The sequence below is a fragment of the Nocardia brasiliensis NBRC 14402 genome, from assembly GCF_000308475.2.
GTDB classification, from domain to species: domain Bacteria; phylum Actinomycetota; class Actinomycetes; order Mycobacteriales; family Mycobacteriaceae; genus Nocardia; species Nocardia brasiliensis.
In genome coordinates, this window is sequence record NZ_BAFT02000057.1 from 116,499 (window position 1) to 141,059 (window position 24,561).

The 24,561-nt window shown below is 69.0% G+C and carries 21 protein-coding genes; 11 read left to right on the plus strand and 10 right to left on the minus strand.

Annotated features, from left to right (window positions below):
• Positions 1-57 precede the first annotated feature (57 nt).
• Together TY25_RS17560 and TY25_RS17565 are read right to left on the minus strand one after the other, a co-directional pair.
• A complete protein-coding gene (locus TY25_RS17560) occupies positions 58-594 on the minus strand; it encodes a dihydrofolate reductase (protein ID WP_081868936.1) in 537 nt (178 codons plus the stop codon).
• Positions 591-1,394, minus strand: a complete 804-nt coding sequence (locus tag TY25_RS17565) for a thymidylate synthase (protein WP_042257614.1) — start codon at positions 1,392-1,394, stop codon at positions 591-593. Before TY25_RS17565 ends, TY25_RS17560 begins: the two co-directional genes overlap by 4 nt.
• A 43-nt stretch (positions 1,395-1,437) precedes the next feature.
• Here TY25_RS17565 and cobF point away from each other — a divergent pair, with 43 nt between their 5' ends.
• The gene (gene cobF, locus TY25_RS17570; protein WP_042257615.1) at positions 1,438-2,175 is read left to right on the plus strand and encodes a precorrin-6A synthase (deacetylating); all 738 of its coding nucleotides are present in this window, start codon (positions 1,438-1,440) and stop codon (positions 2,173-2,175) included.
• A gap of 53 nt (positions 2,176-2,228) precedes the next feature.
• A complete protein-coding gene (locus TY25_RS17575) occupies positions 2,229-3,098 on the plus strand; it encodes an Fpg/Nei family DNA glycosylase (RefSeq protein WP_042257616.1) in 870 nt (289 codons plus the stop codon).
• Here the strand turns inward: TY25_RS17575 and TY25_RS17580 are convergent.
• From TY25_RS17580 to pdxR, 4 genes are read right to left on the minus strand one after another with little or no spacing between them, the layout of a single operon-like run.
• Positions 3,091-4,608, minus strand: coding sequence for a carboxylesterase/lipase family protein (locus TY25_RS17580; protein ID WP_042257617.1), 1,518 nt, complete (start codon positions 4,606-4,608; stop codon positions 3,091-3,093). The genes TY25_RS17575 and TY25_RS17580 overlap by 8 nt on opposite strands.
• Positions 4,609-4,621: 13 nt before the next feature.
• The gene (locus TY25_RS17585; protein ID WP_042257619.1) at positions 4,622-6,055 is read right to left on the minus strand and encodes a dihydrolipoyl dehydrogenase family protein; all 1,434 of its coding nucleotides are present in this window, start codon (positions 6,053-6,055) and stop codon (positions 4,622-4,624) included.
• Positions 6,056-6,063: 8 nt separating this feature from the next.
• On the minus strand, positions 6,064-6,309 hold the full coding sequence (locus tag TY25_RS17590; RefSeq protein WP_014988351.1) for a DUF2630 family protein: 246 nt from the start codon (positions 6,307-6,309) through the stop codon (positions 6,064-6,066).
• A gap of 10 nt (positions 6,310-6,319) precedes the next feature.
• Entirely contained in the window at positions 6,320-7,687 is a 1,368-nt protein-coding gene (pdxR, locus tag TY25_RS17595) for a MocR-like pyridoxine biosynthesis transcription factor PdxR (RefSeq protein WP_042257620.1), read from the minus strand.
• 79 nt (positions 7,688-7,766) lie between these two features.
• Here pdxR and TY25_RS17600 point away from each other — a divergent pair, with 79 nt between their 5' ends.
• From TY25_RS17600 to TY25_RS17610, 3 genes are all read left to right on the plus strand, one after another.
• On the plus strand, positions 7,767-8,459 hold the full coding sequence (locus tag TY25_RS17600; protein ID WP_042257622.1) for a pyridoxamine 5'-phosphate oxidase family protein: 693 nt from the start codon (positions 7,767-7,769) through the stop codon (positions 8,457-8,459).
• A gap of 110 nt (positions 8,460-8,569) precedes the next feature.
• The gene (locus TY25_RS17605) at positions 8,570-9,448 is read left to right on the plus strand and encodes a DUF4436 domain-containing protein (RefSeq protein WP_052383030.1); all 879 of its coding nucleotides are present in this window, start codon (positions 8,570-8,572) and stop codon (positions 9,446-9,448) included.
• 141 nt (positions 9,449-9,589) lie between these two features.
• The gene (locus tag TY25_RS17610; protein ID WP_146154127.1) at positions 9,590-10,786 is read left to right on the plus strand and encodes a PucR family transcriptional regulator; all 1,197 of its coding nucleotides are present in this window, start codon (positions 9,590-9,592) and stop codon (positions 10,784-10,786) included.
• A gap of 7 nt (positions 10,787-10,793) precedes the next feature.
• Here the strand turns inward: TY25_RS17610 and TY25_RS17615 are convergent, their stop codons facing one another.
• Both TY25_RS17615 and TY25_RS17620 read right to left on the minus strand, forming a co-directional pair.
• Positions 10,794-12,041 carry a hypothetical protein gene (locus tag TY25_RS17615; RefSeq protein ID WP_042257626.1) on the minus strand — a complete coding sequence of 416 codons (1,248 nt, stop codon included), beginning with the start codon at positions 12,039-12,041 and terminating at the stop codon, positions 10,794-10,796.
• Positions 12,038-12,799 carry a crotonase/enoyl-CoA hydratase family protein gene (locus tag TY25_RS17620; RefSeq protein ID WP_172595718.1) on the minus strand — a complete coding sequence of 254 codons (762 nt, stop codon included), beginning with the start codon at positions 12,797-12,799 and terminating at the stop codon, positions 12,038-12,040. Before TY25_RS17620 ends, TY25_RS17615 begins: the two co-directional genes overlap by 4 nt.
• Before the next feature lie 65 nt (positions 12,800-12,864).
• Between TY25_RS17620 and TY25_RS17625 the strand changes: the two genes are divergently transcribed.
• The 4 genes from TY25_RS17625 to TY25_RS17640 all read left to right on the plus strand — a co-directional run bounded on the left by TY25_RS17625 (position 12,865) and on the right by TY25_RS17640 (position 17,829).
• On the plus strand, positions 12,865-13,515 hold the full coding sequence (locus TY25_RS17625; protein WP_042257630.1) for a TetR/AcrR family transcriptional regulator: 651 nt from the start codon (positions 12,865-12,867) through the stop codon (positions 13,513-13,515).
• Positions 13,502-15,121, plus strand: coding sequence for an acyl-CoA dehydrogenase family protein (locus tag TY25_RS17630; RefSeq protein ID WP_042257632.1), 1,620 nt, complete (start codon positions 13,502-13,504; stop codon positions 15,119-15,121). The genes TY25_RS17625 and TY25_RS17630 overlap by 14 nt, the downstream gene beginning before the upstream one ends.
• Before the next feature lie 326 nt (positions 15,122-15,447).
• Positions 15,448-17,067: a M4 family metallopeptidase gene (locus TY25_RS17635; protein WP_052383031.1), complete on the plus strand. Its 1,620-nt coding sequence runs from the start codon at positions 15,448-15,450 to the stop codon at positions 17,065-17,067.
• A gap of 84 nt (positions 17,068-17,151) precedes the next feature.
• Positions 17,152-17,829 (plus strand): nucleoside/nucleotide kinase family protein, encoded by a 678-nt coding sequence (locus tag TY25_RS17640; protein WP_042257633.1) that lies wholly within the window; start codon positions 17,152-17,154, stop codon positions 17,827-17,829.
• A 7-nt stretch (positions 17,830-17,836) separates the two neighbouring features.
• On the opposite strand, the gene pgi is transcribed toward TY25_RS17640, so the two are convergent.
• Positions 17,837-19,474, minus strand: a complete 1,638-nt coding sequence (gene pgi, locus TY25_RS17645) for a glucose-6-phosphate isomerase (protein WP_042257636.1) — start codon at positions 19,472-19,474, stop codon at positions 17,837-17,839.
• A 146-nt stretch (positions 19,475-19,620) separates the two neighbouring features.
• Between pgi and TY25_RS17650 the strand changes: the two genes are divergently transcribed.
• Positions 19,621-21,075 (plus strand): NAD-dependent succinate-semialdehyde dehydrogenase, encoded by a 1,455-nt coding sequence (locus TY25_RS17650; protein ID WP_042257638.1) that lies wholly within the window; start codon positions 19,621-19,623, stop codon positions 21,073-21,075.
• A gap of 138 nt (positions 21,076-21,213) precedes the next feature.
• On the opposite strand, the gene TY25_RS17655 is transcribed toward TY25_RS17650, so the two are convergent.
• Positions 21,214-21,507, minus strand: a complete 294-nt coding sequence (locus TY25_RS17655; protein ID WP_014988338.1) for a chorismate mutase — start codon at positions 21,505-21,507, stop codon at positions 21,214-21,216.
• Positions 21,508-21,891: 384 nt separating this feature from the next.
• Between TY25_RS17655 and pcrA the strand changes: the two genes are divergently transcribed.
• Positions 21,892-24,498: a DNA helicase PcrA gene (gene pcrA, locus TY25_RS17660; protein WP_042257640.1), complete on the plus strand. Its 2,607-nt coding sequence runs from the start codon at positions 21,892-21,894 to the stop codon at positions 24,496-24,498.
• Positions 24,499-24,561 lie beyond the last annotated feature (63 nt).

The window sequence follows — 24,561 nt, forward strand, 5'->3', positions numbered from 1 at the left end:
GCGTTCTGTGATCGAACGGTGTCGTGCGCGGCGCGACGATCGGTGACTCGACCGCGATCAGTCGGCAGACCTGCGGATATAACGGCGGATTCGATAGTTCACCCCGGAGGTCGAGGTCTGCCACGGCGACGTGTCCGCGTCCTTCCACTCGGGGCCGATGGCGGGCGCGTAGGCATCGCCGACGACCTCGGTGTCCACCTCGGTGACGAGCAGGTCGGTCGCGAAAGCCAGGGCGGCGCGGTAGATCTCACCGCCGCCGGCGATCCACACGGTGTCCTGGCCGCTCAGCGCCAGCGCCTCGGGCACCGAGCCCGCGCGTTCCGCGCCCGCGGCGGCCCAGTCGGGCTGTCGGGTCACCACGATATTGCGGCGACCCACCAGCGGCCGGAATCGAGGTGGCAGCGAATCCCAGGTCCGCCTGCCCATGATCACCGGGTGACCCATGGTGACGGCCTTGAAGTTCGCCATGTCCTCGGGCACCCGCCAGGGAATGGCGTTGTCGGCGCCGATGACGCCGTCGGGCGTCTGCGCCCAGATCAAGCCGATCGTGCGGGCGCCACTGCCGTGCTGCCGGATACGGGCGTGGTCGTTCACACCGCGACCGGTGCCTTGATCGCCGGATGATGCTGGTAGCCGACCACTTCCACGTCCTCGTAGACGTAGTCGAACAGCGTCGGCGCGGGACGCAGGCGCAGCGTCGGGAAGGGGTACGGATCCCGGGACAGCTGCTCGCCGACCTGGTCGAGGTGGTTGTCGTAGATATGGCAGTCGCCACCGGTCCAGATGAAATCGCCGGGTTCGAGTTCGGTCTGCTGCGCCACCATGTGGGTGAGCAGCGCGTAGCTGGCGATATTGAACGGCACGCCGAGGAAGAGGTCGGCGCTGCGCTGATACAGCTGGCAGGACAGCCGCCCGTCGGCCACGTAGAACTGGAAGAAGGCGTGGCATGGGGCCAGCGCCATCTTGTGCAATTCAGCGACGTTCCAAGCCGATACCAGCATGCGCCGCGAGTCCGGGTTGGTGCGCAGCGTCTGCAGGACCTCGGCGATCTGATCGATGTGGGTGCCGTCCGGCGTCGGCCAGGACCGCCACTGGACGCCGTAGACCGGGCCCAGTTCGCCGTCGGCATCGGCCCATTCGTCCCAGATCGAGACGCCGTGCTCCTGCAACCAGGTCGCGTTGGAATCGCCGCGCAGAAACCACAGCAACTCGTAGACGATCGATTTCAGATGCACCTTTTTGGTGGTGATCAGCGGGAAGCCCTTGGACAGGTCATAGCGCAGCTGGTGACCGAAGACGCTGCGCGTGCCGGTGCCGGTGCGGTCCGCCTTGTTCGTGCCGGATGCGAGTACCAGTCGGAGCAGGTCCTCGTACTGGGTATCGGTCGTCGCCACGCCTGCCAACTCTAGCCTTCGTGGCGTTTGGCAAGCTCGGCGCATGCACAAGCTCTCGGTCATCGGCATCGGCGCGGGCGACCCCGACCAGGTGACCATGCAGGCCGTCAAGGCGCTGCGCCAGGTCGACGTGTTCTTCGTGATCGGCAAGGGCGCCGAGAAACAGGAGCTGGTCGACGTGCGGACCGCGATCCTGGCCGAGCACGTCGAGCGGCCGTATCGGATCGTGGAGATCGCCGATCCGCCGCGAGACCGCGCGCCGGCCGACTATCAGGGTGTCGTCGAGGACTGGCACGAGCGCCGGGCCGCGCTGCTGGAGGCGGCTTTCGCGGCGGCCGAGGGCGTCGGCGGCATGCTGGTGTGGGGCGATCCGTCCCTGTACGACAGCACGCTGCGGATGATCGAGCGGGTGCTCGCCCGCGGCGCCGTGCGGTTCGACTACGAAGTGATCCCGGGCGTCACCAGCGTGCAGGCGCTGGCCGCGCGGCATCGGATGGTGCTGCATCGGATCGGCGAGCCGGTGCACATCACGACGGGCCGGCGGCTGCGGGCGGAAGGGCTCGCCGATTCGGCGGTGGTGATGCTGGACGGCGAGTGCACGTTCACCGAGGTGCCGGGGAACGACGTGCACATCTGGTGGGGCGCCTATCTCGGCATGCCGGACGAGACCTTGATCGCGGGCCCGCTGCGCGAGGTCGAACAGCAGATCGTCGAGCGCCGGAGCCGCTTGCGTGCCGAAAAGGGCTGGATCATGGACGTCTACCTGCTGCGTCGCGGCTGAACTGCGGGCCGGACCGGCCTGCCGATGTCGGTGGTCGCCGGTAGCCTGGGCATGTGCCCGAACTACCTGAAGTGGAGGCGTTGGCGCAGTTCCTGCGGGAACATGCGGTCGGCGCCGTGGTGGGGCGTGTGGATGTCGCGGCGTTGAGCGCCGTGAAGACCTTCGATCCGCCGGTGACCGCGCTGTCCGGCCGGGACGTGACGGGCGCGGGCCGCTGGGGCAAATTCCTCGGCATGGACTGCGGCGGGCTGTGGCTGATCACGCATCTGTCCCGTGGTGGCTGGTTGCGCTGGATCGACGAACCCAGCCAGACGCCGCCGAAGCCGGGCGGCAAGAGTCCGCTGGCGTTGCGCGTGCACTTCTTCACCCCCGAGGGCGCGACGCCCGCGATCGATCTGACCGAGGCCGGCACCAAGAAGCGGCTCGCGGTGTACATCGTCGAGGACCCGAAGCTGGTCCCCGGCATCGCCCGGCTCGGGCCCGACGCGCTCGCCGTGACCGAGGAGGAATTCGCCGAGATCCTGCGCGGCACCTCGCAGCGGATCAAGACCGCGATCGTCGACCAGACCCTGCTGGCGGGCATCGGCAACGCCTACTCCGACGAAATACTGCACACCGCACGGATATCGCCGTTCGCCAACACCAAAACCCTTGCAGCGGAAAAGGTCTCCGAATTGTACGCGGCGATGCGGGCGGTGCTGTCCGATGCCGTGCAACGGTCGGTCGGTCAGGACGCCGCCCGGCTCAAGGGCGAGAAACGCTCCGGCATGCAGGTGCACGCCCGGACCGGGCTGCCCTGCCCGGTCTGCGGCGACACCGTCCGCGAGGTCTCCTACGCGGAGCGTTCCTTCCAGTACTGCCCGACCTGTCAGACCGGCGGCAAGATCTTGGCCGACCGCCGGATGTCGCGCCTGCTCAAGTAGCCCGCGCGCGCAGGGTGGGAATTCGGATGTCCTGCCAGGCAAGGCGTTTGGCCTGGTCCGGGTCGTGCTCCACGCGCGTGGGGTAGTCGATGATCAGCGTCGTGCGCCGGGACTCGGTGTAGGGCGGCCAGGACGGCAGCGGCGCGCCGGTGCGCGCGAGCGCGAGCCAGTTGTCCTGGAACTGGCGGGTCACGGCTTGTAGCCCGCGCCGGCCACCCGCCGCGGTGAAGGCGATGCCGAACGAGGCCTCGCCGCCGCCGAAGACGGGGACGAGGTCGGTGGCATGGGAGGCGCCCAGTCCGAGGAGCTGCAACGCGCGCGGCGCGAAGTCGTACCGGTAGGCGTAGGTGGGTGCGTACTTGCTGTGTCCCGCCATCACACGGACCGAGGGTCGCCAGAAGACGAAATCGCCGCCCGCGCGCACCGCCGCCCGCGCCGCTGGATACCCGGGATAGGCTGCGGCGATCCGGGATTCAGCCGCGGCGGAACCGACCGCGGCCCGCAGGCGCTCCGCCGTGGTGGGCAGCGAGTCGGCGAACTTCGCGAACAGCGTCCCTTCGTCGCGGTTGGTGCCGATGATCAGCGGTACCCGGTGCGCGTTGCCGTCGACGATCGCATCGATCGGCGCCTGCGGCAGGAAATCGCCGTCGACCACCGGAGCGACCGGGAACAAGCCGCGATGTTCGCGCAGCACCCTATTGCTGCTCCGGTCGACCGCGCGCCGAATATCGTTGGCGCTCGCGGTGCGCAGCGTCCGCGCCGCGGTCTCCGGTGTGGCGCCGAGTTCGGTGACGCACCGGCGCGCGAAGGCCTGGGCGTCCTCGGCGGTCATTGCCCAGTCCGCCGGTGGGCTCTGCGAAATAGCTTGATGGAAAAGGCCTTTCGCGGCGGGCGTGGCGAGCAGGCTCAATACCGCATGCGCGCCCGCCGATTCGCCGAAGATCGTCACGTTGTCCGGATCGCCGCCGAACGCCGCGATATTGGCCCGTACCCAGCGCAACGCGGCGACCTGGTCGCGCAGGCCCAGGTTCGACTCGAAAGTGTGCTCCGGAGTGCTGAATTCACTGAAGTCGACGTAACCGAACGCGCCGAGCCGGTAGTTCAGCGACACCATGACCACGTCCCCGCGCAGGGCCAGCCGGGCACCGGAGTAGAGGCCCAGCGCCGAGGTGCCGATGAGATACCCGCCGCCGTGGATGAACACGAGGACCGGACGCGGCGTGGCGGACGGTGTGACGGGCACGGTGACATTCAGTGTCAGCGCGTCCTCGTTGGTGGGCTGGTAGCGCCGCGGCCCGATCCGCGCGCCGGTGCGGTGCTGCATCGCGGCGAACCCGAACTCGGTGCACTCGCGCACCCCGGCCCAGGGGACCACCGGCTGCGGGGCGCGAAAACGCAAGTCACCCACCGGTGCGGCCGCGTAGGGGACGGACCGCCAGCGCAGCACGCGGCGGCCACGACGACCCCGGACGACTCCGTCGGCGGTCTGGATATCTGTCGATGCCACCATTCACCGATGGTAGCTACGCGCGGCGGGCCTCCAACAGACGTAACCAGAACTCGCTCACGGCAGGAAACGCAGGCACTGCGTGCCACAGAGTTGCCAGCGGCACCTTGCCCACCACCGCGATGGTGGCCGCGTGCAGCTGCTCGCCCACCTCGGGGCCGACGAAGGTGGCGCCGAGCAGCGTGTCGGTGGCCGGATCGATGACCAGCTTGGCGTGGCCCGCGAAGTCGTTGCGCGCCAACGAGGATCCGGCCACGGCGATATCGAGTTCCACCGTCTCGACGGCGTGGCCCGCGGCGCGCGCGGCCGCCTCGGTGAGCCCGACGGAGGCCACCTCCGGCGCGGTGAACACCACCTGGGGGACCTGCGCGTGATCGGCGCTCGCGGCGAACCGGGCGTCGGTGAGCGGACGCCCTTCGGCGCGGGCCGCGATCACGTCACCGCACACCCTGGCCTGGTACTTGCCCATATGCGTGAGGGCGGCACGGTGGTTCAGGTCGCCGACGCAGTACAGCCAGTCGCCGTCCACGCCCCGCACGGTCAGTTGGTCGTCGACTTCGACATAGCCGTCCGGCAGGCCGACCTCGGCCAAGCCGAGACCCGCGGTGGCCGGCGTGCGTCCCGCCGCCACGATGATCTCGTCGACCTCGATTTCGTCCGCACCCTGCGCGCTGCGCAGCCGCACGGTGACCGGGCCGCCGTGCACGTGTCCCTCGCCGGTGTCTTTCGCGTCGGGCCGGTGCACGCGCACCGGAGCGGTGTTCAGCAGGACACGCACGCCGCGCTCGGTGAGCGCCTCGACGACGCGTTCCCCCGCGAAAGGTTCCGCGGTGGCCAGCACCCTGTCGCCGCGCACGACCAGGCTGACCTGCGCGCCGAGCGCGGCCAACCAGGTCGCCGCCTCGCAGGCGACGACCCCGCCGCCGATGACGAGCACCCGCTCGGGCACCTCGTGCAGATTCGTGGCGTCGCGGGAGATCCACGGCAGCGCGGCGCGCAGGCCGGGTATGTCGGGAATGTTCGCGGTGGTGCCGGTCGCCAGCACCACCGCGTGGCGTGCGGTCAGCATCCGGCCGTCGACCTCGACGCGGCGCGGACCGGCGAGTCGCCCGGTGCCGCGCACCACGTCGATGCGATTGTCGTTCGCCCATTTCACCTGGGAGGTGTCGTCGTGCCCGGCGAACGAATCGCGGCGCCGCAGCACCGCGGCGACGTCGAGGCCGGTCGCGGTGATCCCGTCCATCGCCTGCGCGGCGGCGAGCACATGACCCGGCCGCAACAGCGCCTTGCTGGGAATGCAGGCCCAGTAGGAACATTCGCCGCCGACGAGTTCGCGTTCCACGAGCACGGCGGTGCGCTCGCTCCCGGCGATCGCGTAGACGGCGGCGTTCTCGCCCGCCGGTCCGCCACCGATCACGATGACGTCGTATTCGGTCGTCTCGCTCGGCATCGTCGCGGCTACTGCAGGTAGCCCTCGACCTGGGCCGGTGAACTCGGCTCGGCGCCGTCCGGGGACTCGCCCTGGTCGATCCGTGCCCTGCGATGCCGCAGCAGGTCCCACGCCTGGTCCAGCATCACCTCGAGCTCGGCGAGCTGCCGGCGTTCGGTCTTGGGGTCGAGCTCACCCTTGGTGGCCTGTGCGCGGAGCTCGTGCTCCTGCTCGACCAGTGCCTTGATGCGTGCCAGAACGTCCTGTTCGGTCATGTCGACCATGCTACGACCGCGCCAGGCACGCGGCGGCGATCGGGACGGCCGCGGCGAGGTCGGGCAAGGACAACGCGGTGTAACCGAGCGCGACACCGAAGTGCCGACGCGGGCCGAGGTGGTAGCGGGCCAATCCGTCCAGCGCGACGCCCTGTGCGCGGGCCAGCGTCACGCCGCGCTCCTCGGCCTCGGCCGAGCCGAGCGGCACCACGACGTGGGTGCCCGCGTCGTCGCCGAGCACGTCGAGTCCATGGCGGCGCAGCTCGGCCACCACCAAGGCCCGGCGCGGCGGCAGCTCGCGGCGCAGCCTGCGCAGGTGCCGAGCCAGATCGCCGTGCGCGGCCAGCGAGACGAAAACCTGCTGACCCGCCGGACTCGGGCAGGTGCCGGTCCGGTTCCGGTGCGCGACCACCGCGTCGGCGATCGCGGGCCGGGCGACCAGCCAGCCGACGCCGAGAGTCGGCGAAAGGATCTTGCTCGTCGTGCCGAGGTGCACCACGACGTCCGGTGCCATCGCTGCGAGCAGCGGCAAAGGCGCGGTGTCGTAACGCAATTCGCCGTCGTAGTCGTCCTCGATGAGCAGCAGGCCGTGCCGCCTCGCGTGCTCGACGAGGGCGACGCGGCGCGCGGCGGGCAGCCGCGGGCCGAGCGGAAACTGGTGCGCCGGCGTGCAATACACGGCCTTGATCTGCGGCGGCAGCTGGTCGACGCGCAGGCCGTGCGCGTCGACCGGAACCGGGAGTACGCGCACCCCGGCCGCCGCGAAAGCGCCTGCGGCCCGGTGGTATCCGGGATCCTCCAACGCCACCGCGTCACCCGGCCGCAGCAGTGCGGCGGCGAGTTCGCCTACCGCGGAACTGGTTCCGGCGGTCGCGAGCAGCGTGGTGTCGCTGCCCGCGCCCAAGCCGCGGTGGCGCAGCAGATGTTCGACGATCGCGGTGCGGTACTCGGGCTCACCGGCGCGGTCGCGGCGCACCATCGGCGACAGGTCGGCGGCCGAGCGCCACGCACGCCGCCAGGCGGCGCGGTCGATGGCATCGGAGCACGGTGCGCCGGGTTCCAGGTCGCGCAGTTGCGGTTCGTTGTCCGCGGCTCCGGACCGGAACGCGCGGGTGGGCGTGGCGGGCGGCGCGGTGGTCAAGTAGGTGCCGGAGCCGCGTTTGCCGTCGATCCAGCCCTCGGCGTGCAGTTGGTCGTAGGCCGCGGCCACCACGGTCCGGCTGACGCCGAGCCGGACCGCGAGCGCACGCGAGGACGGCAGCCGGTCGCCCCCGCGCAGCAGGCCGTTCGTCGCCGCGGCCCGCAACCCGTCGGCGACCTGGACCGACAACGGTGCGGGCAGCGCGCGGTCGAGATCGAGGGGGAGTTCGTCGAGCACGGTGACCTCAAAAGTGGACTGTATAGATTTCGCTGAATTGGCACTTTGATAATGCCACTATGCGCCCGATCCTGGTCATATGACCCGCTCAGCCGATCCCCGGACCCCGCTCTCGCCGACCCCGCGCAGCACCGTGACGCGCTCGAAGGAGCGGGCGCGCGACGATCGAGCCGAACTCGACGCGGTGCTCGACGCGGGCCTGATCTGCCACCTCGGCGTGCTGCTCGGTGGCGCGCCGGTGGTGCTGCCGACCATCTACGGGCGCGCGGGTGACACCCTCTACCTGCACGGCTCGACCGGCGCGGGCAACCTGCGCGCGGCCATGACCGGGCCCATCTCGGTCGCCGTCACCCTGGTCGACGGCATCGTCTACGCCCGTTCGGCGATGCACTTCTCGATGAACTACCGCTCCGCGGTGGTGCACGGTCGTGCGGTGGAGGTCACCGATCCGGCGCAGCGGGTGCGCGCGCTCGAGGTGATCACCGAGCATGCCGCGCCGGGGGCCTGGTCGCGAGTGCGGCCGCCGAGCAAGAAGGAACTCGCCGCCACCATGGTGCTCGCGCTGGATCTCACCGAGGCCTCGGTCAAAGTCCGGTCGGGCGGACCCAACGACGACGCAGCCGATATCGAGACCGGCGGCGTATGGGCCGGTGTGCTGCCGGTGCGGCAGGTCTGGGACGCGCCGATCGGCTCGGCCGACCTGGATCCGGGCGTCGAGGTGCCCGCCGACGTGCTCGACCGAGCCGACCGCACCCTGATCCCGGTGCGCTGAATCCGGACACAATATTCGGTTGCCGAGTCGTAGCTGTGCACTGAATCCTGCGGACCCTATGGTGGGGTGGCTGCTTGTTCCGCACCACCCCCTCAGGCCCGGAGGCGAGCGTGACGAGGTATCGGAAGACCTTCGCGGCGGTCGCGGCGATCGTGATCGTCGTCATCGCGCTGGCGATCAGTCTGCAGTTGTACGCCGTGCAGAAAGATCACGGCCAGACCATGCACATGATCGGCGATATCGACACCCCGGACCGCATCGATCTCGACGTGACGATCATCCAGATCGATGCCGTCATGCAGGAAATGAGCGTTCAGGTGCTGCCGACTCCGCGCGGCGCGCTCGCCGACGAGTCCGGGCGGTTCCGAGCGGACACGGCGATCGAGCTGTATGGGCTGAAGTCGCAGCCGATTCAGGCGAAGGCCGGTGAGTTGCTGTCCGCGTCGGAGCTGCGGATCGCCATGGGCGGCAACGGGATGATCACCGACTATCCGTTCGACAGATACACCGCCGACATCGATGTCCTCGCGACCAGCGGTGCGGCCGCAGTGCCGATCTCGATCAATCTGTACAGCCTGGACACCTTCTTCAAGGTGGCGCCGAAGGTGAACGTCGAACAGCGTGGTGACGTCGTCGGAAGCGTTGTGACAGTGACACGTTCGACCGCGTCGCGCACCTTCGCGCTCTTCGTCATGGTGCTGATGCTCGGGCTGGCGCTGGCCGCCGCGACCGCCGCGTTCTACGTGCTGTCCGGCCGGCGCGGGCTGATCTGGCCGGCCAACACCTTGATGGCCGCGGTGCTGTTCGCGATGATCCCGCTGCGCAACGCGGTTCCGGGTGGGCCGCCCATCGGATCGGTCATCGACTTCGGTTCGTTCTTCATCGCTGAGACCGTGGTGGCGCTGTCGTTGATCTGCACGGTGTTGATCGGCTATCGACACGAGATCGGGAACGAGCGCGCCGCGGCGCGGTCCGATGCGACATTGTGACGCCGGTCACCGTTCGGGCGACGGGATTTCGTGACGGTATTTGTGCATCCGACGGGATGTCATCTTGTTCGGGTGCACTAACGAAGTTTGTTCGCTCGTCGCTATTGTGCGGAACGGTTTGTCTGTGCAAACAATGTGCGGGTGACTGCTCGCACTGATGCCGCTGCGCTGGACGACCTGTCGAAATATGTCCGGACGGTGTTGCCCGAAGTGACCCGGGATCTCCTGACCGAGGTCCTCAGCGCGGTGCCCGATTATCGGGAGCTGTCCGCCGACGCCAGGGAGGATCTGCCGCAGGCCGCGGAGGCCAATCTCCGGCTGTTCCTGCGGTCGCTGTCGGACCGGCGGCCGCCGGACAAGGACGCGCTGACCGAGCTGATCGAGATCGCGGTGCGCCGGGCCAGAGCCGGAATCCCGCTGGACACAGTGCTTTCGGTGTATCACCACGGCGCGATCGCGGCCTGGAACTCGGTTGCCGCCGCCGCGACCGCACCGGCCCAGCGGGAGCAGTTGCTGGCCGCGGTGCCGTATGTGCTCGGCTACCTCGGTGCCGTCACGCCCGGCGTCGCGAGCGCCTATCTGCGCGAACGCCAGGATCTGCACTGGGAGCAGCGGGAGGCCAAGCGGGCGGTGGCACAGGCGCTGGTGCACGGCACGCCCGCCGACCTGCTGGCCGAGCGGTTCGGCATCTCGCTCGACGGCGGGTTTCGCGTCTTGGTGTTCCGGCTGGCCGAGTCGGACCCGGCCGGCGCGAATCGGCCGGTGTTACGCGTCGTGCAGGCCGAGGTCGACGCGGTGTCGGGCCGGGCCTTGAGCACCGTTGAGCGGGGTGGCGGTGTCTTGCTCGTGCCCGGCATGGACGGTGACGCCGACGCGGCGTTGGACACTTTCGTCGCCAGGGTCGCCCAAGGGGCCGGTGTGCGCACGGTCGCGGGTTTCGCGACCGCCGCCGACGTCGCCGACATTCCGGCGGCGGCCGAGGAGGCCGGTGAAATCGCCAGGCTCGCTTACCAACTCCGTCGTCCCAGCGCGGTCTATCGGATGGCGGACCTGGCGCTGCAATACCAGCTGGCCCGGCCCGGTCCCGCGCGTACCTGGCTGCTCACGCTGCTGGCGCCGCTGCACGACCAGGCGCATCTGCTCGACGCGCTGCGGGCGCTGATCGACAACGACTACAACCGCCAGCAAGCCGCGGCCGCCCTTGTGGTGCACCGCAATACGCTCAACTACCGGCTCAACCGGATCGCCACCGTCACCGGCTACGACCCCAACCGTCCGGATCACGCGCAGCTGTTCGCCGCCGCGCTCACCGCGCACGATATCGACGCGATGGAGTGAGCGCGGATCACCACGTGCGCACCGGAAGATCGATGGCTGCCGCGGTCTTCGACGCCAGATCGGTTAGCGCACTATTGGATTCGATACGCACGGGGTCGAGGCCGGCCAGGGCGACCACGTAGTCGTCGGCGATGCGGCACAGGTAGCCGGACAGCCGGGTCCGCGGTAACTGCCCGGCGGTCAGGCCTGGGTGGATGGCCCGTGCGGCGACGCCGGTGCAACGGTGTGCGCCCAATGTGGTGAGGGTGGCGGGCAGCGTTCCGATGTTGGAGCACAGGATGTCTCGCTCTCCTGCACCTCTGGACAACGCGTAGGCCCAGCGATCCGGAATGACCTGGAGCAGTTCCTCGGGCATGCCGCCGGGGCTCGACATGCGGCGCTCGTATGCGGCGCGGGCCTGCGCGCGGATCGAGGCGGGGGTGTCGGTGCGGTGTACGTCGATCGCGGTCATGGCGAGGTCGTTGTCCACCCGTGGTTCGTCGCGGGTGTCGACCGGCAGGCTGGCCTCGATCACCGCGGCGGGAAAACCGCAGGCCCACAGCGTATTCGCGATCAACCAGATGAACACGCTGTTGGCGGTGCCGCCGTGCACCTCGGCGGTTCGATCCCAGTCGGCCACGGCGCACTGCAGGACCGCGCTGTGTGCGGCCGCAGCGCCGGATGGCGCGTCGGCGCGATCGGGGGCGACGAGGGGACGCGCGGGGATGCCGCGCCGCAGCGCCCGCACGGTGCCGCGTACGACGGTGAACCACTGCCTGCGAGCATCGGCCCAGTCCGATCCGGGCACCGGCGCTCCGGCGGGCAGCTCCGTGCCGCCCAGTGCGTCATCCACCGCGAGCGCCAGCGCGCGACCGTCGGCGAGCGCGTGTGAGCAGGTCAGGGCGACAACCGAACCGCCGTCGGCGAGTGCGGTAGCGGACAGCCGCCAGCCGGGTCCGGTCTCGGGGTCGAGGTCGTCGCCCTGTGCGTCGGCCCATGTGAACAACGCGGAGCGCGGGATCGGCTGTTCGTGCCACGCGAGTGGGTGCGCGCGGGTGGTGGCCCGCCAGGCGCGGCGCGCTCCGGGCACGCGAGGGCGAACGACCCTGCGCCCCAACGGGCCGGTGCGCAGCGTCGCGTGGATCCGCCGGAGCAGCTCGGGCTCGATCCGATCGGCCGTCCGCCACAGGCCTTGCAGCGCAATGGGAGTGCCCAGTCCACGGTGGGTCCGGAGGAAGATCTCGTCGACGACGCTCAGCCGGCCGGGGGCGCTCACGCTTTCGTGCCGTGCCTGCCCGCGCCGGAGGCGAAGCGCTGCGCTCCGTCGAGGGCGCCGTTGGCGAGCGCGGTCATACCGTGCCGAAGTTCGTTGCGCAGTGCCGCTTCCTCGTCCATGCCGTCCTGCTCGAGCAGCGACAGACGGTCCGAGCGCAGGCACGCCTGTGGCAATGCGGCGAGTTCGGCGGCGAGTTGTTCTGCGGCACTGCGGGCTTCGCCGGTCGGGACGACCCGGTTGACCAGGCCGATCTGCAGCGCCTCCGCGGCGTCGACGGGACGGCCGGTGAGCACCAGGTCCATCGCGCGTCCGGTGCCGATGATCCGGGGCAGGCGCAGGGTGCCGCCGTCGATGAGCGGCACGCCCCAGCGCCGGCAGAACACACCGAAGGTGCTGTCCTGCTCGGCGACTCGCAGATCGCACCACAGCGCGAGTTCCAGCCCGCCCGCGACCGCGTAGCCGGAGACCGCGGCGATCACCGGCTTGGACAGGCGCATCCGGGTCGGCCCCATCGGGCCGTCGCCGTCCTCGGTGACCTGATTGGACCGTTCGGTGCCGAGACCCTTGAGGTCCGCGCCCGCGCAGAAGGTGCCGCCGTCACCCCACAGCACGGCCACCGCGGCGCCGGGGTCGGCATCGAATTCGCGGAAGGCATCGGCCAGGGCAGCGGCGGTCGGGCCGTCGACCGCGTTGCGTGCCTCGGGCCGGTGCAGGATCACCGTGGTCACCGCGCCGTTGCGCTCGATTCGTACGTTCACGACCCCGACCATACGCCGTAAAACCGCCCTTGTGGCAAGAAATGAATTTATGGTTCACTTCTTGCGTGGCCTACCGCAGAACCCCCGCCGTGCAGGCCCGCCTGGACGCGCAGGCGGGCCTGATCGTGCAGGCCGCGACCACCGTCCTGTCGCGGGCGGGCTACGCCGGATTGTCGATGGCGGCGGTCGCGGCCGAAGCCGGCGTGGCCACCGGAACCGTCTACAAACACTTCGCCGGCAAGGCGGAACTGGTCAGCGCCGTCTTCCGGCGCGTGGTTGCCTGGGAGGTCGCTGCGGTCGCCGCGGCGAGCGCGGGCGGCACCGCCGTGGAGCGGGTGAGCGCCGCGGTGGAGACCTTCGCCGGACGCGCGCTGAAGAACCCCGAACTCGCCTATGTGCTGCTCGTCGAGCCGGTGGACACCGTGGTCGACACCGAGCGGCTGCATTTCCGCCGGGCGTTCGCCGAAGCCTTCGAATCGGCGGTGGCGGAGGGTGTTTCGAGCGGCGAGCTGCCCGCCCAGGACGCGCGGACCAGCGCGGCCGCGCTGGTCGGTGCGATCGGCGAGGTGCTGGTCGGTCCGTTGGCCGCCGCGCCGCACGCGGAATCCGTTGTCCCCGAACTCATTGTCTTCGCCCTGCGCGCACTCGGTGTGCCCGCGGCATCGAGCGCCCCGTTCGCTCGGCTGGAATCAGGAGTATCCGATGCAGACGCATGAAGTGTTCAACCAGGTGCCCGATATCGCGCCGTTCGATGTCTCGCGGAACCCGGCCCTGCTCGAAGGTCTGCATCGGGAAGGTGCGGGCTGGGCGGAGCCCGAGGTGCGTGAACTCGGCGCACTCGCAGGCGGTTCCGTGGCCCAGGAGTGGGGGCGGCTGGCCAACGAGTATCCGCCGGTGCTGCACACCCACGATCGGTACGGCCATCGCGTCGACGAGGTCGAGTTCCATCCGCACTGGCACGATCTGATGAATGTCGCTGTGTCGCACGGCCTGCACGGCGCGCCCTGGTTGGACGAGCGTCCCGGCGCGCACGTCGCCCGTGCCGCGAAGTTCTACACCTGGGGCGCTGCCGAGGCCGGGCACATGTGCCCGATCTCGATGACCTACGCCGTGGTGCCCGCGCTGCGGCACAATGCGGAGCTGTCCGCGAAATACGAACCGCTGCTCGGCTCCCGGGTCTACGACTTCGGGCTGCGGGAACCCTCGGGCAAGGCCGGGCTCATCGCGGGCATGTCGATGACCGAGAAGCAGGGCGGCTCGGATGTGCGCGCCAACACCACCACGGCGACGCCGCAACCGGACGGCTCGTATCGGATCGTCGGGCACAAGTGGTTCACCTCCGCCCCGATGTCGGACATGTTCCTCACGCTGGCCCAGGCGCCCGGCGGGTTGTCCTGCTTCCTGCTGACCCGGGTGTTGCCGGACGGCACCCGTAATCCGATCCGTATCCAGCGGCTCAAGGACAAGCTCGGCAACAAGTCGAACGCGTCCTCGGAGATCGAATACGAGAACGCCACCGGCTGGCTGGTCGGCGCGGAGGGCGCGGGGGTCAAGACCATCATCGAGATGGTGAACATGACCCGCCTGGACTGTGTGATCGGCTCGGCCACCGGCATGCGCACCGGCGCGGTCTTCGCCGCGCATCACGCCCGGCATCGGGAAGCGTTCGGCGCCAAGCTGATCGACCAACCGGCGATGCGAAACGTGCTGGCCGACTTGGTGATCGAGTCCGATGCGGCGACCACCGTGATGATGCGCCTGGCCGGAGCCACCGACCGGGCGACGACCGACCCGGCCGAAGCCGCGCTGCGCCGCATCGCGCTGGCGGTCACCAAGTACTGGGTGTGCAAGCGGGCGCCGTCGCACGCCGCGGAGGCGCTGGAATGCTTCGGCGGCAACGGTTACGCCGAGGAGTCGGGCATGCCCCGGCTGTATCGCGAGGCTCCGCTCATGTCGATCTGGGAAGGGTCGGGCAATGTCGCCGCGCTGGATGCGTTGCGCGCCATGGGTCGTCAGCCGGAGACGGTCGAAGCGTTCTTCCACGAGGTGTCACTGGCGCGGGGCGAGAATCCGCGGCTGGACGACGCGATCAGCCGGGTGGGCAAGGAGCTCGCCGACCTGGGCGATATCGAGTACCGCGCCCGGCGCATCGTCGAGCTGATGGCGCTCGTGCTGCAAGGCGCGCAGCTGGTCCGGCACGGTCACCCCGCGGTTGCGGACGCTTTCTGCGCCACCCGGCTCGGCGACGACTGGGGCATCGCCTTCGGCACGCTGCCCACCGGGGTGGACACCGGCGCCATCATCGATCGCGCGTTGCTCTGACCTATACGCTGGAAAGCAATTCGGCCGCTGCGTAATTCGGCTGTCGGTGTTGCAAACATGTTTCGGTATAATGAAATTGGCGATCTCGCAGATATCTCGGCAGGTCGCTGGTAACTCGATCAACGACGTCGTCGAAAGATCTTGATACAGCGTATTTGCCGGGCTGAGCTGGACGGTTGCCGGACCGTATTCCGGCTCTGCTGTCCGTTTCCCCAGTTTGCTCTCCAGTCGAGTTGACCGCTCGAATGTGGTTCTACTTGGTCATGAAACCCACACAAAAACGAGCGGGGCGATATGCCGCCTTCGCTTTAATCGCTACTGGGGCAATGGTGTTCGCGTCCGGCCCGGCCGCGTACGCGCAACCGCCTTCGAGTCCGTCGGCGCCTACGAGCTCCGACCTGTCTGCGGTGCCGAAAGAGGTGACCGTCGACCAGCAGGGCGCGGTCCAGCTCGTGGTGCCCAAGGAGCCGCTCGCGGCGCCGCAGGGAACGCCCGCCGAGGCTCCGGCCGCGGCCCAGGCGCACGCCCAGGGTGTCGAGCAGGCGCTGGCCGGAAACGGTGACAGCGCAGGCGATCTCGTCGTGGAGTCGGTGTTCCCGGTTGGTGAGGGGTCCACCGTCAGGCTGCGGCAGGAGATCGACAAGGTGCCGGTGTTCGGCGCGTCCGCGGCGCAGTCGCTGACCGCGAACGGCTCGCTGATCTCGGTGACCGGCGCCCTGTCGAAGAAGTCCGAGGGCAAGTTCTCCAGCACGGCACCGACGTCCCAGGTCCAGCAGACCGCGCTGAAGAAGGTCGCCGCGGAGAGCAAGGCGGCGCCGGACCAGCTGTCGGTCACCGAGACCAAGGCGTACTGGTACGACGCGAAGCTGGCCGCCAAGGACGACGCGCAGAGCGTGGCCGTCCCGGCGTTCAAGGTCGACATCACCGGTGTCAGCGCGGAGAAGAAGGGCGAGCCCGCGACGTGGGTCGTGTTCGTCGACGCGAACAACACCGGCAAGGTGCTCGACAGCTGGAGCGAGACCAAGCACCTCAACCGCGTCGTGTGTGACAACGCGAACCGGCGCATCGACCCCAACCGGGCCGGTTGCGGCACCGGTAGCCTGCGTTCGACCCGCTCGGAGGGCCAGGGCCCCACGGGTATTCAGGATGTCGACAAGATCTACGACTACCTGGGTAACACCGAGCGGTTCTACGCTCAGTACACCAAGGTGCCGAACCTGACCAACCTGATCGGCTCCGACACCGGTGACGGCAAAGGCAAGGCGCTGCGCGCCACCGTGCGCCTCTGCACCACCACCGCATGCCCCTACCAGAACGCCTTCTGGTCCGGCAGCTACATGGCCTACGGTTCGGGTCTGACCACCGAGGACATCACCGCGCACGAGCTCACGCACGGCGTCACCCAGCACACCAACGGTCTCGTCTACCGCAACGAGCCGGGCGCGATCAACGAGTCCATGTCCGACGTCTTCGGCGAGCTCACCTTCCTGGTGAACACCAGCAACCCGTGCAACACCCCGGCCAACCGCTGGAAGCTCGGCGCCTGCAGCTCGATCGGCGTGATCCGGGACATGCAGAACCCCAACGCCTACCAGGATCCCGACACCTACCGCGGCCGGTACTGGTACACCGGCACCGGTGACAACGGCGGCGTCCACATCAACAGCGGCGTCGGCAACAAGACCGCGCAGATCATGGTCGACGGCGGCAGCCTCAACGGCGTGACCGTCACCGCGATCGGCATCGCGAAGACCGCGGCCCTGTACTGGACGACGCAGACGCTCCTGTCGTCGAACTCCAACTACGCGGCGCTGTCCACCGCGTTGAAGACCGCGTGCAACACCAACGTGCGCAACCAGACGGCCGGCACCACGGCCGCCGACTGCGTGCAGGTGGCCAACGCCACCAAGGCGACCAAGCTGCCGCAGCAGCAGGCTCGCACCTGACAACCATTACCGGTTGAACGGACGTCTCACCGAGCTCGCCACAGGCTCGGTGAGACGTCCTTTTGTGCTCGGTAAGGTGCGACGGTGGACAATCCAGCGCTGTCGGCGCTCGCCGGACGGGTGCGCGCGCACGCCGCCGGTGGCGACGGCAGGTATCTGCTCGGCATCGCGGGCCCGCCGGGGGCGGGAAAGTCTACCCTGTCGGTAGCCCTGCGCGACGCGCTGAACCACGAGGCGGGGGCCCCGGTCGCCGAGGTCGCGCCGATGGACGGCTACCACCTGACCAACGCGGCGTTGCGGGCCACGGAAAGTCTTGCGCGCAAAGGCGAACCGGACACCTTCGATACGGCGGCCTTCCTCGCGAATCTGCGCCTGCTGCGCGATACCCACGTCGGCGTGGCGGTGCCGTGGCCGGTCTTCGATCGCACCCTGGACGAGCCGACACCGGCGGGTGTCGTGTTCGACCGGCAGACCATCGCGATCGTCGAGGGCAATTACCTGCTGCTCGACGATGTCGCGGACCGGCAGTGGTCGGCGGTCCGCCGGCTGCTCGACGAATGCTGGTACCTCGACGCCCCGCGCGACGTGCTGGAGAAACGGTTGTTGCACCGGCATCTGCACGGCGGCCGCACCCCGGCGGCGGCCCAGGTCAAGGTGCGCGAGAGCGACCTGCGCAACGCCGATCTCGTCGCCGCCACGAAGCCGCGCGCCGATCTCGTGCTGGTTCAGCGCGGCGGGCGGTACGAGCCCGTCGAACTCTGACCCGCGGTCATTTCCGGTCGCGGTACCACCGAATGAGCTCGTCGGTCGACGAATCTCCTTGCGGTGCAGGCTCTTCCGGTGAACTGAGCAGCGGTGCCAGGGCGAGCGCCTGCTGTTTGCCGAGTTCGACGCCCCACTGGTCGAAGCTGTCGATGCCCCAGATGGCGCCCTCCACGAAGACCTGGTGCTCGTACAGCGCGATCAACTGGCCGACCACCGACGGTGTCAGCTGCGCGGCGAGGATAGTGGTGCTCGGCCGGTTGCCCGGCATCACCTTGTGCGGCACCACCTTCGGGTCGGTGCCCTCGGCCGCGATCTCTTCGGCGGTCTTGCCGAACGCGAGCACCTTGGTCTGCGCGAACAGGTTGCTCATCAGGATGTCGTGCATGCTGCCGGTGCCGTCCCGGGTGGGCAGATCGTCGGTGGGACGGGCGAATCCGATGAAATCCGCCGGTACCAGCCGCGTGCCCTGGTGCAGCAGTTGATAGAACGCATGCTGTCCGTTGGTTCCGGGCTCGCCCCAGAAGATTTCGCCGGTGGCGGTGCTGACCGGCGTACCGTCGGCGCGCACCGACTTACCGTTCGACTCCATCGTGAGCTGCTGCAGATACGCCGGGAAGCGCGCGAGATCGTTCGAATAGGGCAGCACCGCATGCGATTGCGCGCCGAAGAAATTCGAGTACCAGACGCCGAGCAGGCCGAGCAGCACCGGTGCGTTCGCGTCGAGCGGCGCCTGCGCGAAATGCTCGTCCACGGCGTGCATGCCCGCCAGGAACTCGGCGAAACGCTCCTTGCCGATGGCCGCCATCACGGCGAGCCCGATCGCGGAATCCACCGAGTAGCGTCCGCCGACCCAGTCCCAGAAACCGAACATGTTGGCGGTGTCGATGCCGAATTCGGCCACCCGTTCGGCATTGGTCGAGACCGCGACGAAGTGCTTGGCGACCGCGTCCTCGCCCAGGGCCGCCACCAGCCAGCGGCGGGCCGCGGTGGCGTTGGTCAGGGTCTCCAGCGTGGAGAAGGTCTTGGACGCGACGATGAACAGCGTTGTGGCAGGGTCGAGTCCGTCCAGCTTCGCCACCAGGTCGGCCGGGTCGACATTGGAGACGAACCGGGCGGCGACGCCGGCGTCGACGTAATGCCGCAGCGCCTGATACACCATCACCGGCCCGAGATCCGACCCGCCGATGCCGATATTGACCACGGTCTCGATGCGCGCACCTGTGGCGCCGCGCCACTGGCCCGCCCGCACCGCGTCGGTGAATTCGCCCATCCGCCGCAGCACCTCGTGCACCTCGGCGCCGGCGTCCGCGCCGTCGACGACGACGGACTCGCCAGCGGGCGCCCGCAGGGCGATGTGGGCGACCGCGCGATCCTCGGAGGTGTTGATGTGCGCGCCCGCGAACATCGCGTCCCGGCGCTCGGCCACCTTCGCCTCGCGCGCCAATTCGACGAGCAGGTGCAAGGTTTCCCGCGTGAGGCGATGCTTGCTGTAATCGATGTGCAGGTCCGCGACGTCGACGGTCAGCTCGCTGCCGCGAGCCGGGTCGTCGGCGAAGATCTCCCGCAGGTGCTGCCCCGCGATCGCGTCGAAATGCTCTTGCAGTTTCCGCCAGGCCGCCGTCGCGGTGATGTCGCTGCTCACGATCGCCGAGGTTACTCATCGCCCACCGTCCGCGCACGGCAATCTCTGCCGGAGAGTTGACCGTGGCGCGCCACCCACCCGACATACCGGCCATATCCGGCCTGCTCGCGAGGGCTGTCGCGGTGCCCGGTGATTACGCTGGGCGCATGGTGTCCGAACGCGAAGTTCTCGAATCCGTCCCGACGCAACTGTGGATCGGTGGGCCCGTAGCGGCCACCGGCGGCGGCACCTTCCCGGTGCACAATCCGGCGACCGGGGAGGTGCTGGCCCAGGTCGCCGACGCGACACCCGAAGACGCGGTGCGCGCGCTGGACGCGGCGGTCGCCGTGCAGGCCGAATGGGCGGCGCGGCCCTCGCGCGAGCGCGGCGAGATCCTGCGCACCGTGTTCGAGCAGATCACCGCGCGGGCCGAGGAGTTCGCGCTGCTGATGACCCTGGAAATGGGCAAGGCGCTGCCGGAGAGCCGCAACGAGGTCAAATACGGCGCGGAGTTCTTCCGCTGGTTCAGCGAGGAAGCCGTGCGGGTGCACGGCCGCTACCTGCACGCGCCCTCGGGCACCGGCCGGATCATGGTGCACAAGCAGCCGGTCGGGCCGTGCCTGGCGATCACGCCGTGGAATTTCCCGCTGGCCATGGGCACCCGCAAGATCGGCCCGGCGCTGGCCGCGGGCTGCACCATGATCGTCAAACCCGCCTCGGCGACCCCGCTGACGATGCTGGCGCTGGCCCGGCTGTGCAGCGAGGCCGGGCTGCCCGACGGGGTGCTCTCGGTGATCACGTCGAGCCGTTCCGGTGCGGTCACCCAGCCGCTGATCGATGATCCGCGGTTGCGCAAACTCACCTTCACCGGCTCCACCGAGGTGGGCAAGAAGCTGGTGCAGAGCTCGGCCAACGGTCTGTTGCGCACCTCGATGGAACTCGGCGGCAACGCGCCCTTCGTGGTGTTCGACGACGCCGACGTCGACGCGGCGGTCCAGGGCGCGATGCTGGCGAAACTGCGCAACGGCGGCGAGGCGTGCACCGCGGCCAATCGTTTTCACGTGCAGCAGGGGGTGCTCGAGGAGTTCACCACCAAACTGGTCGAGGCCATGAGCAACAGCGTGGTCCTCGGCCCCGGCACCGACCCGGACACCACCCTCGGCCCGCTGATCAACGAAGAACAGCTCGACACGGTGAGCGCACTCGTCGAGGACGCCGTGGCCAAGGGCGCCCAGCTCCGCCTCGGCGGCAAAGCCCCGGGCGGCCCCGGCTGGTTCTACCCGGCGACCATCCTCACCGACGTGCCGGCCCAGGCCAGGATCCGCACCGAAGAGGTCTTCGGGCCGGTCGCGCCGATCGTCGGCTTCAGCACCGAGGAGGAGGGCCTCGCCGCCGCCAACGACACCGAGTTCGGCCTCGTCAGCTACGTCTACACCCGCGACCTCGACCGCGCCCTGCGCGTCGCCGAGGGGCTCGAATCCGGCATGGTCGGCATCAACCGCGGCGTAATCTCCGACCCCGCAGCGCCTTTCGGCGGCGTCAAAGCGTCCGGCTTCGGCCGGGAGGGCGGCACCGAAGGCATCGAGGAATACCTCTCCACCAAGTACATCGCCCTCACCTGAGCAGAAAACGACCGCCCCGGGGTGAGATACACCCGGGGCGGCCTTGGGAATGCGGTTGTCGTACTGATAGCCGCATGGGTCTGTGGCCGTCTGTGGCGGCCGAGGAGGACTGTTCGAAAGTAGGTTGGGGACTGGCGGTCAGTGACCGAGACGGCCGCGCCCGAGGCGCAGCAGGAGCATGGCGAGGGTGTGGCCTTCCTGGCCGAGTTCGCTGAACCGCTCCAGCACCTTCATCTCCCGGTTGTGCACGAGCCGAGGGCCGCCGGAGGCCATCCGCGTCCGGCCGATGATCCGGGAGATCTCCGTGCGGCGCTTGATGGCGGCAAGGATCTCCGCGTCGAGGCGATCGATCTCCTTACGGAGCTTGTCGATCTCCGCGTCGCTCTGCGGCAGAGCCGAATCGGACCCAGTCGTCGTTGCGGGGGTGCTCATCATTCATCTCCTCGTGTCAGAACATGGATCGGCGGGTGAGCCCGGCTCGTTACCGATCGGTTCTTTCACCGTGAAACAGACCTGGTAGGGCCTTCGAATTGTCCCCCCAGGATGTGCGCTCAGATACAAGTGCCGCGATGACGATATCCGGTTGTCAACCGAAACGGGGGTATCGCAGGACCACTGATCATCTGGCCAGTCTGCCACGACCCCGGGGCTGTGCAAAACGTTTGGTTTTGTGAATCTGCTGAGAAGAAGGACACGGTTTCATCGCACGGGCGGCCGGGCGAGTTCACCATCCGTTCGCCGGCGCGGCACCGCACCGTCGGCGAGACAACCCGGGGCTTCAACTCTGTCGGTGCGCGCCGGTAGCGTGGATGGACGATGGACATCACGGTGGCTCCCCAGACGCAGGCCGGTCGCGCCCCACGGCCGGATTCGATCCATAACCCGCAGGTCACCGGTGGTAACGCCGAGGAAGCGCGGTCGGCTGTCGAGGAGGTGCGTGCGGTGCGAGCGCCGGTTCCGGAACCGCCGCCGTCGGTCGACGAGCAGGAGCAACGGCGTGTCGAACGGGAGCGTCGGCGCGCCGAGGAAGCCGAGCGCCTGCTCGACGGGCTCAATCCGCAGCAGCGCGCCGCGGTTGTGCACAGTGGCGCCCCGCTGCTGATCGTGGCCGGTGCCGGGTCGGGCAAGACCGCCGTGCTCACCCGCCGCATCGCCTACCTGCTCGCCGCGCGCGGCGTGACGCCCGGTCAGGTGCTCGCGATCACGTTCACCAACAAGGCTGCTGCCGAGATGCGGGAGCGGGTGACCGGACTGGTCGGCCCGCGGGCCAACAACATGTGGGTATCGACGTTCCACTCCAGTTGTGTCCGAATATTGCGCATGCAAGCCGCCCTGTTGCCGGGCATGAATTCGAATTTCTCCATCTACGATGCCGATGATTCGCGGCGACTGCTCACCATGATCAGTCGTGACTTCGATATCGACACGAAGAAATACACGGCACGACTGCTGGCGACCGCGATCTCGAATCTCAAGAACGAGCTCATCGGGCCGCAGCAGGCCACCGCGGACGCCGAGTCGGATGAAACCGAACTGCCCGCCCTGGTCGCGCGGGTCTACGTCGAGTACCAGCGGCGGTTGCGCGCGGCCAACGCCCTCGACTTCGACGACCTGATCGGCGAGACGGTGGCCCTGCTGCAGAACCACCCACAGGTCGCCGAGTACTACCGGCGTCGCTTCCGGCATGTGCTGGTCGACGAATACCAGGACACCAACCACGCGCAATACGTGCTGGTGCGCGAACTCGTCGGGCATCACCGGGCCGAGCGCACCGAGGACCAGGCGCCGCCGAGCGAACTGTGTGTGGTGGGTGACGCGGACCAGTCGATCTACGCGTTCCGCGGTGCCACCATCCGCAACATCGAAGAGTTCGAGCGCGACTTCCCGGACGCGGAAACCATTCTGCTGGAACAGAACTACCGGTCCACCCAGCACATTCTCTCCGCCGCCAACGCGGTGATCTCGCGCAACGAGAACCGGCGCGACAAGAAACTGTGGACCGACTCCGGCGAAGGCGACCTGATCACCGGCTATGTCGCCGACAACGAACACGACGAGGCGTCCTTCGTGGCGCGGGAGATCGATCGGCTGGTCGATCAGGGCGAAGCCAACTACTCCGACGTCGCGGTGTTCTACCGGACCAACAACAACTCCCGTGCGCTGGAAGAAATCTTCATCCGGATGGGCCTGCCGTACAAGGTGGTCGGCGGCGTCCGGTTCTACGAGCGCAAGGAGGTCCGCGATATCGTCGCGTACCTGCGGGTGCTGGAGAACCCCGACGACGCGGTGAGCCTGCGCCGGATCCTCAACACGCCCCGTCGCGGTATCGGCGACCGGGCCGAAGCCTGCGTCGCCGTGCACGCCGAGCAGCGTGGCATCGGGTTCGCCGCGGCGCTGCGGGACGCGGCGGACGGCAAAGTGGCGCTGCTGAACACCAGGGCCCAGCGCGCGATCGCCGGCTTCCTCGACCTGCTCGAGGAGATCCGGGCCGCGGGCGTACAGGAGGACCTGGACTTCCCCGACGTCGGGAATGTGGTCGACGCGGTGCTGGAGCGCACCGGCTACCGCGGCGAACTGGAGGCCTCCGACGATCCGCAGGACGGCGCCCGGCTGGACAACCTCAACGAACTCGTCAGCGTCGCACGGGAATTCAGTTCCGAAGCGCACAACAACGCGGAGGCGGCCCGGGAAGAGGGACTGCTGCCCGAGGTCGCCGAGGGCGAACCCGACCCCGGATCGCTCGCCGCGTTCCTCGAACGGGTCTCGCTGGTCGCCGACACCGACCAGATCCCGGACGAAGGCACCGGCGTGGTCACCATGATGACGCTGCACACGGCCAAGGGCCTGGAGTTCCCCGTGGTGTTCGTGACCGGTTGGGAAGACGGCCAGTTCCCGCACATGCGGGCACTCGGCGACCCGACCGAACTGGCCGAGGAACGCCGCCTCGCCTACGTCGGAATCACCCGGGCCAGGAAGCGGCTGTACCTGAGTCGCGCGGTCGTGCGCTCCGGTTGGGGACAACCGGTGTCCAACCCGGAATCCCGCTTCCTCCAAGAGATTCCGGGCCACCTGATCGATTGGCGGCGACTGGAGCCTGCCGGATCCCCGGCGAGCCGGGGCATCCGCAGGCGCGGCGACAGCGACGGCATGGAACGCGACTGGACCCGCGGCGACGGCTGGTCCGAACGCCCCGGCGTGCGTCCCGATCGGGGCCCGCGCCGCCCGGCGCCCGGTGCCGTGGGCAAGAACAACGCGAATCTGGTACTCGCCGTGGGCGATCGGGTCAGCGACGACAAGTACGGTCTCGGCAAGGTGGTCGCCGCCGAGGGCTTCGGCCCGTTGGCGACCGTCACCATCGACTTCGGTACCGCGGGCAAGATCCGGCTCATCCCGCAATACAGCAGGACGCTCGTCAAACTCTGAGCGGCGGTCGTACGGCAGGGCTGTTCGGCCCTGTCGTGCCGCCCGGGCACGGCGGTAGGGTCC

Bases quoted from the DNA above. Each gene is read 5' to 3' on its own strand.
- TY25_RS17630 (WP_042257632.1), top strand. From the start codon at position 13,502: ATGCAGACGCATGAAGTGTTCAACCAGGTGCCCGATATCGCGCCGTTC.
- TY25_RS17650 (WP_042257638.1), top strand. From the start codon at position 19,621: ATGGTGTCCGAACGCGAAGTTCTCGAATCCGTCCCGACGCAACTGTGG.
- TY25_RS17585 (WP_042257619.1), bottom strand. From the start codon at position 6,055: ATGCCGAGCGAGACGACCGAATACGACGTCATCGTGATCGGTGGCGGA.
- TY25_RS17590 (WP_014988351.1), bottom strand. From the start codon at position 6,309: ATGACCGAACAGGACGTTCTGGCACGCATCAAGGCACTGGTCGAGCAG.
- TY25_RS17635 (WP_052383031.1), top strand. From the start codon at position 15,448: ATGGTGTTCGCGTCCGGCCCGGCCGCGTACGCGCAACCGCCTTCGAGT.
- TY25_RS17600 (WP_042257622.1), top strand. From the start codon at position 7,767: ATGACCCGCTCAGCCGATCCCCGGACCCCGCTCTCGCCGACCCCGCGC.
- cobF (WP_042257615.1), top strand. From the start codon at position 1,438: ATGCACAAGCTCTCGGTCATCGGCATCGGCGCGGGCGACCCCGACCAG.
- TY25_RS17655 (WP_014988338.1), bottom strand. From the start codon at position 21,507: ATGAGCACCCCCGCAACGACGACTGGGTCCGATTCGGCTCTGCCGCAG.
- TY25_RS17580 (WP_042257617.1), bottom strand. From the start codon at position 4,608: ATGGTGGCATCGACAGATATCCAGACCGCCGACGGAGTCGTCCGGGGT.
- pcrA (WP_042257640.1), top strand. From the start codon at position 21,892: ATGGACATCACGGTGGCTCCCCAGACGCAGGCCGGTCGCGCCCCACGG.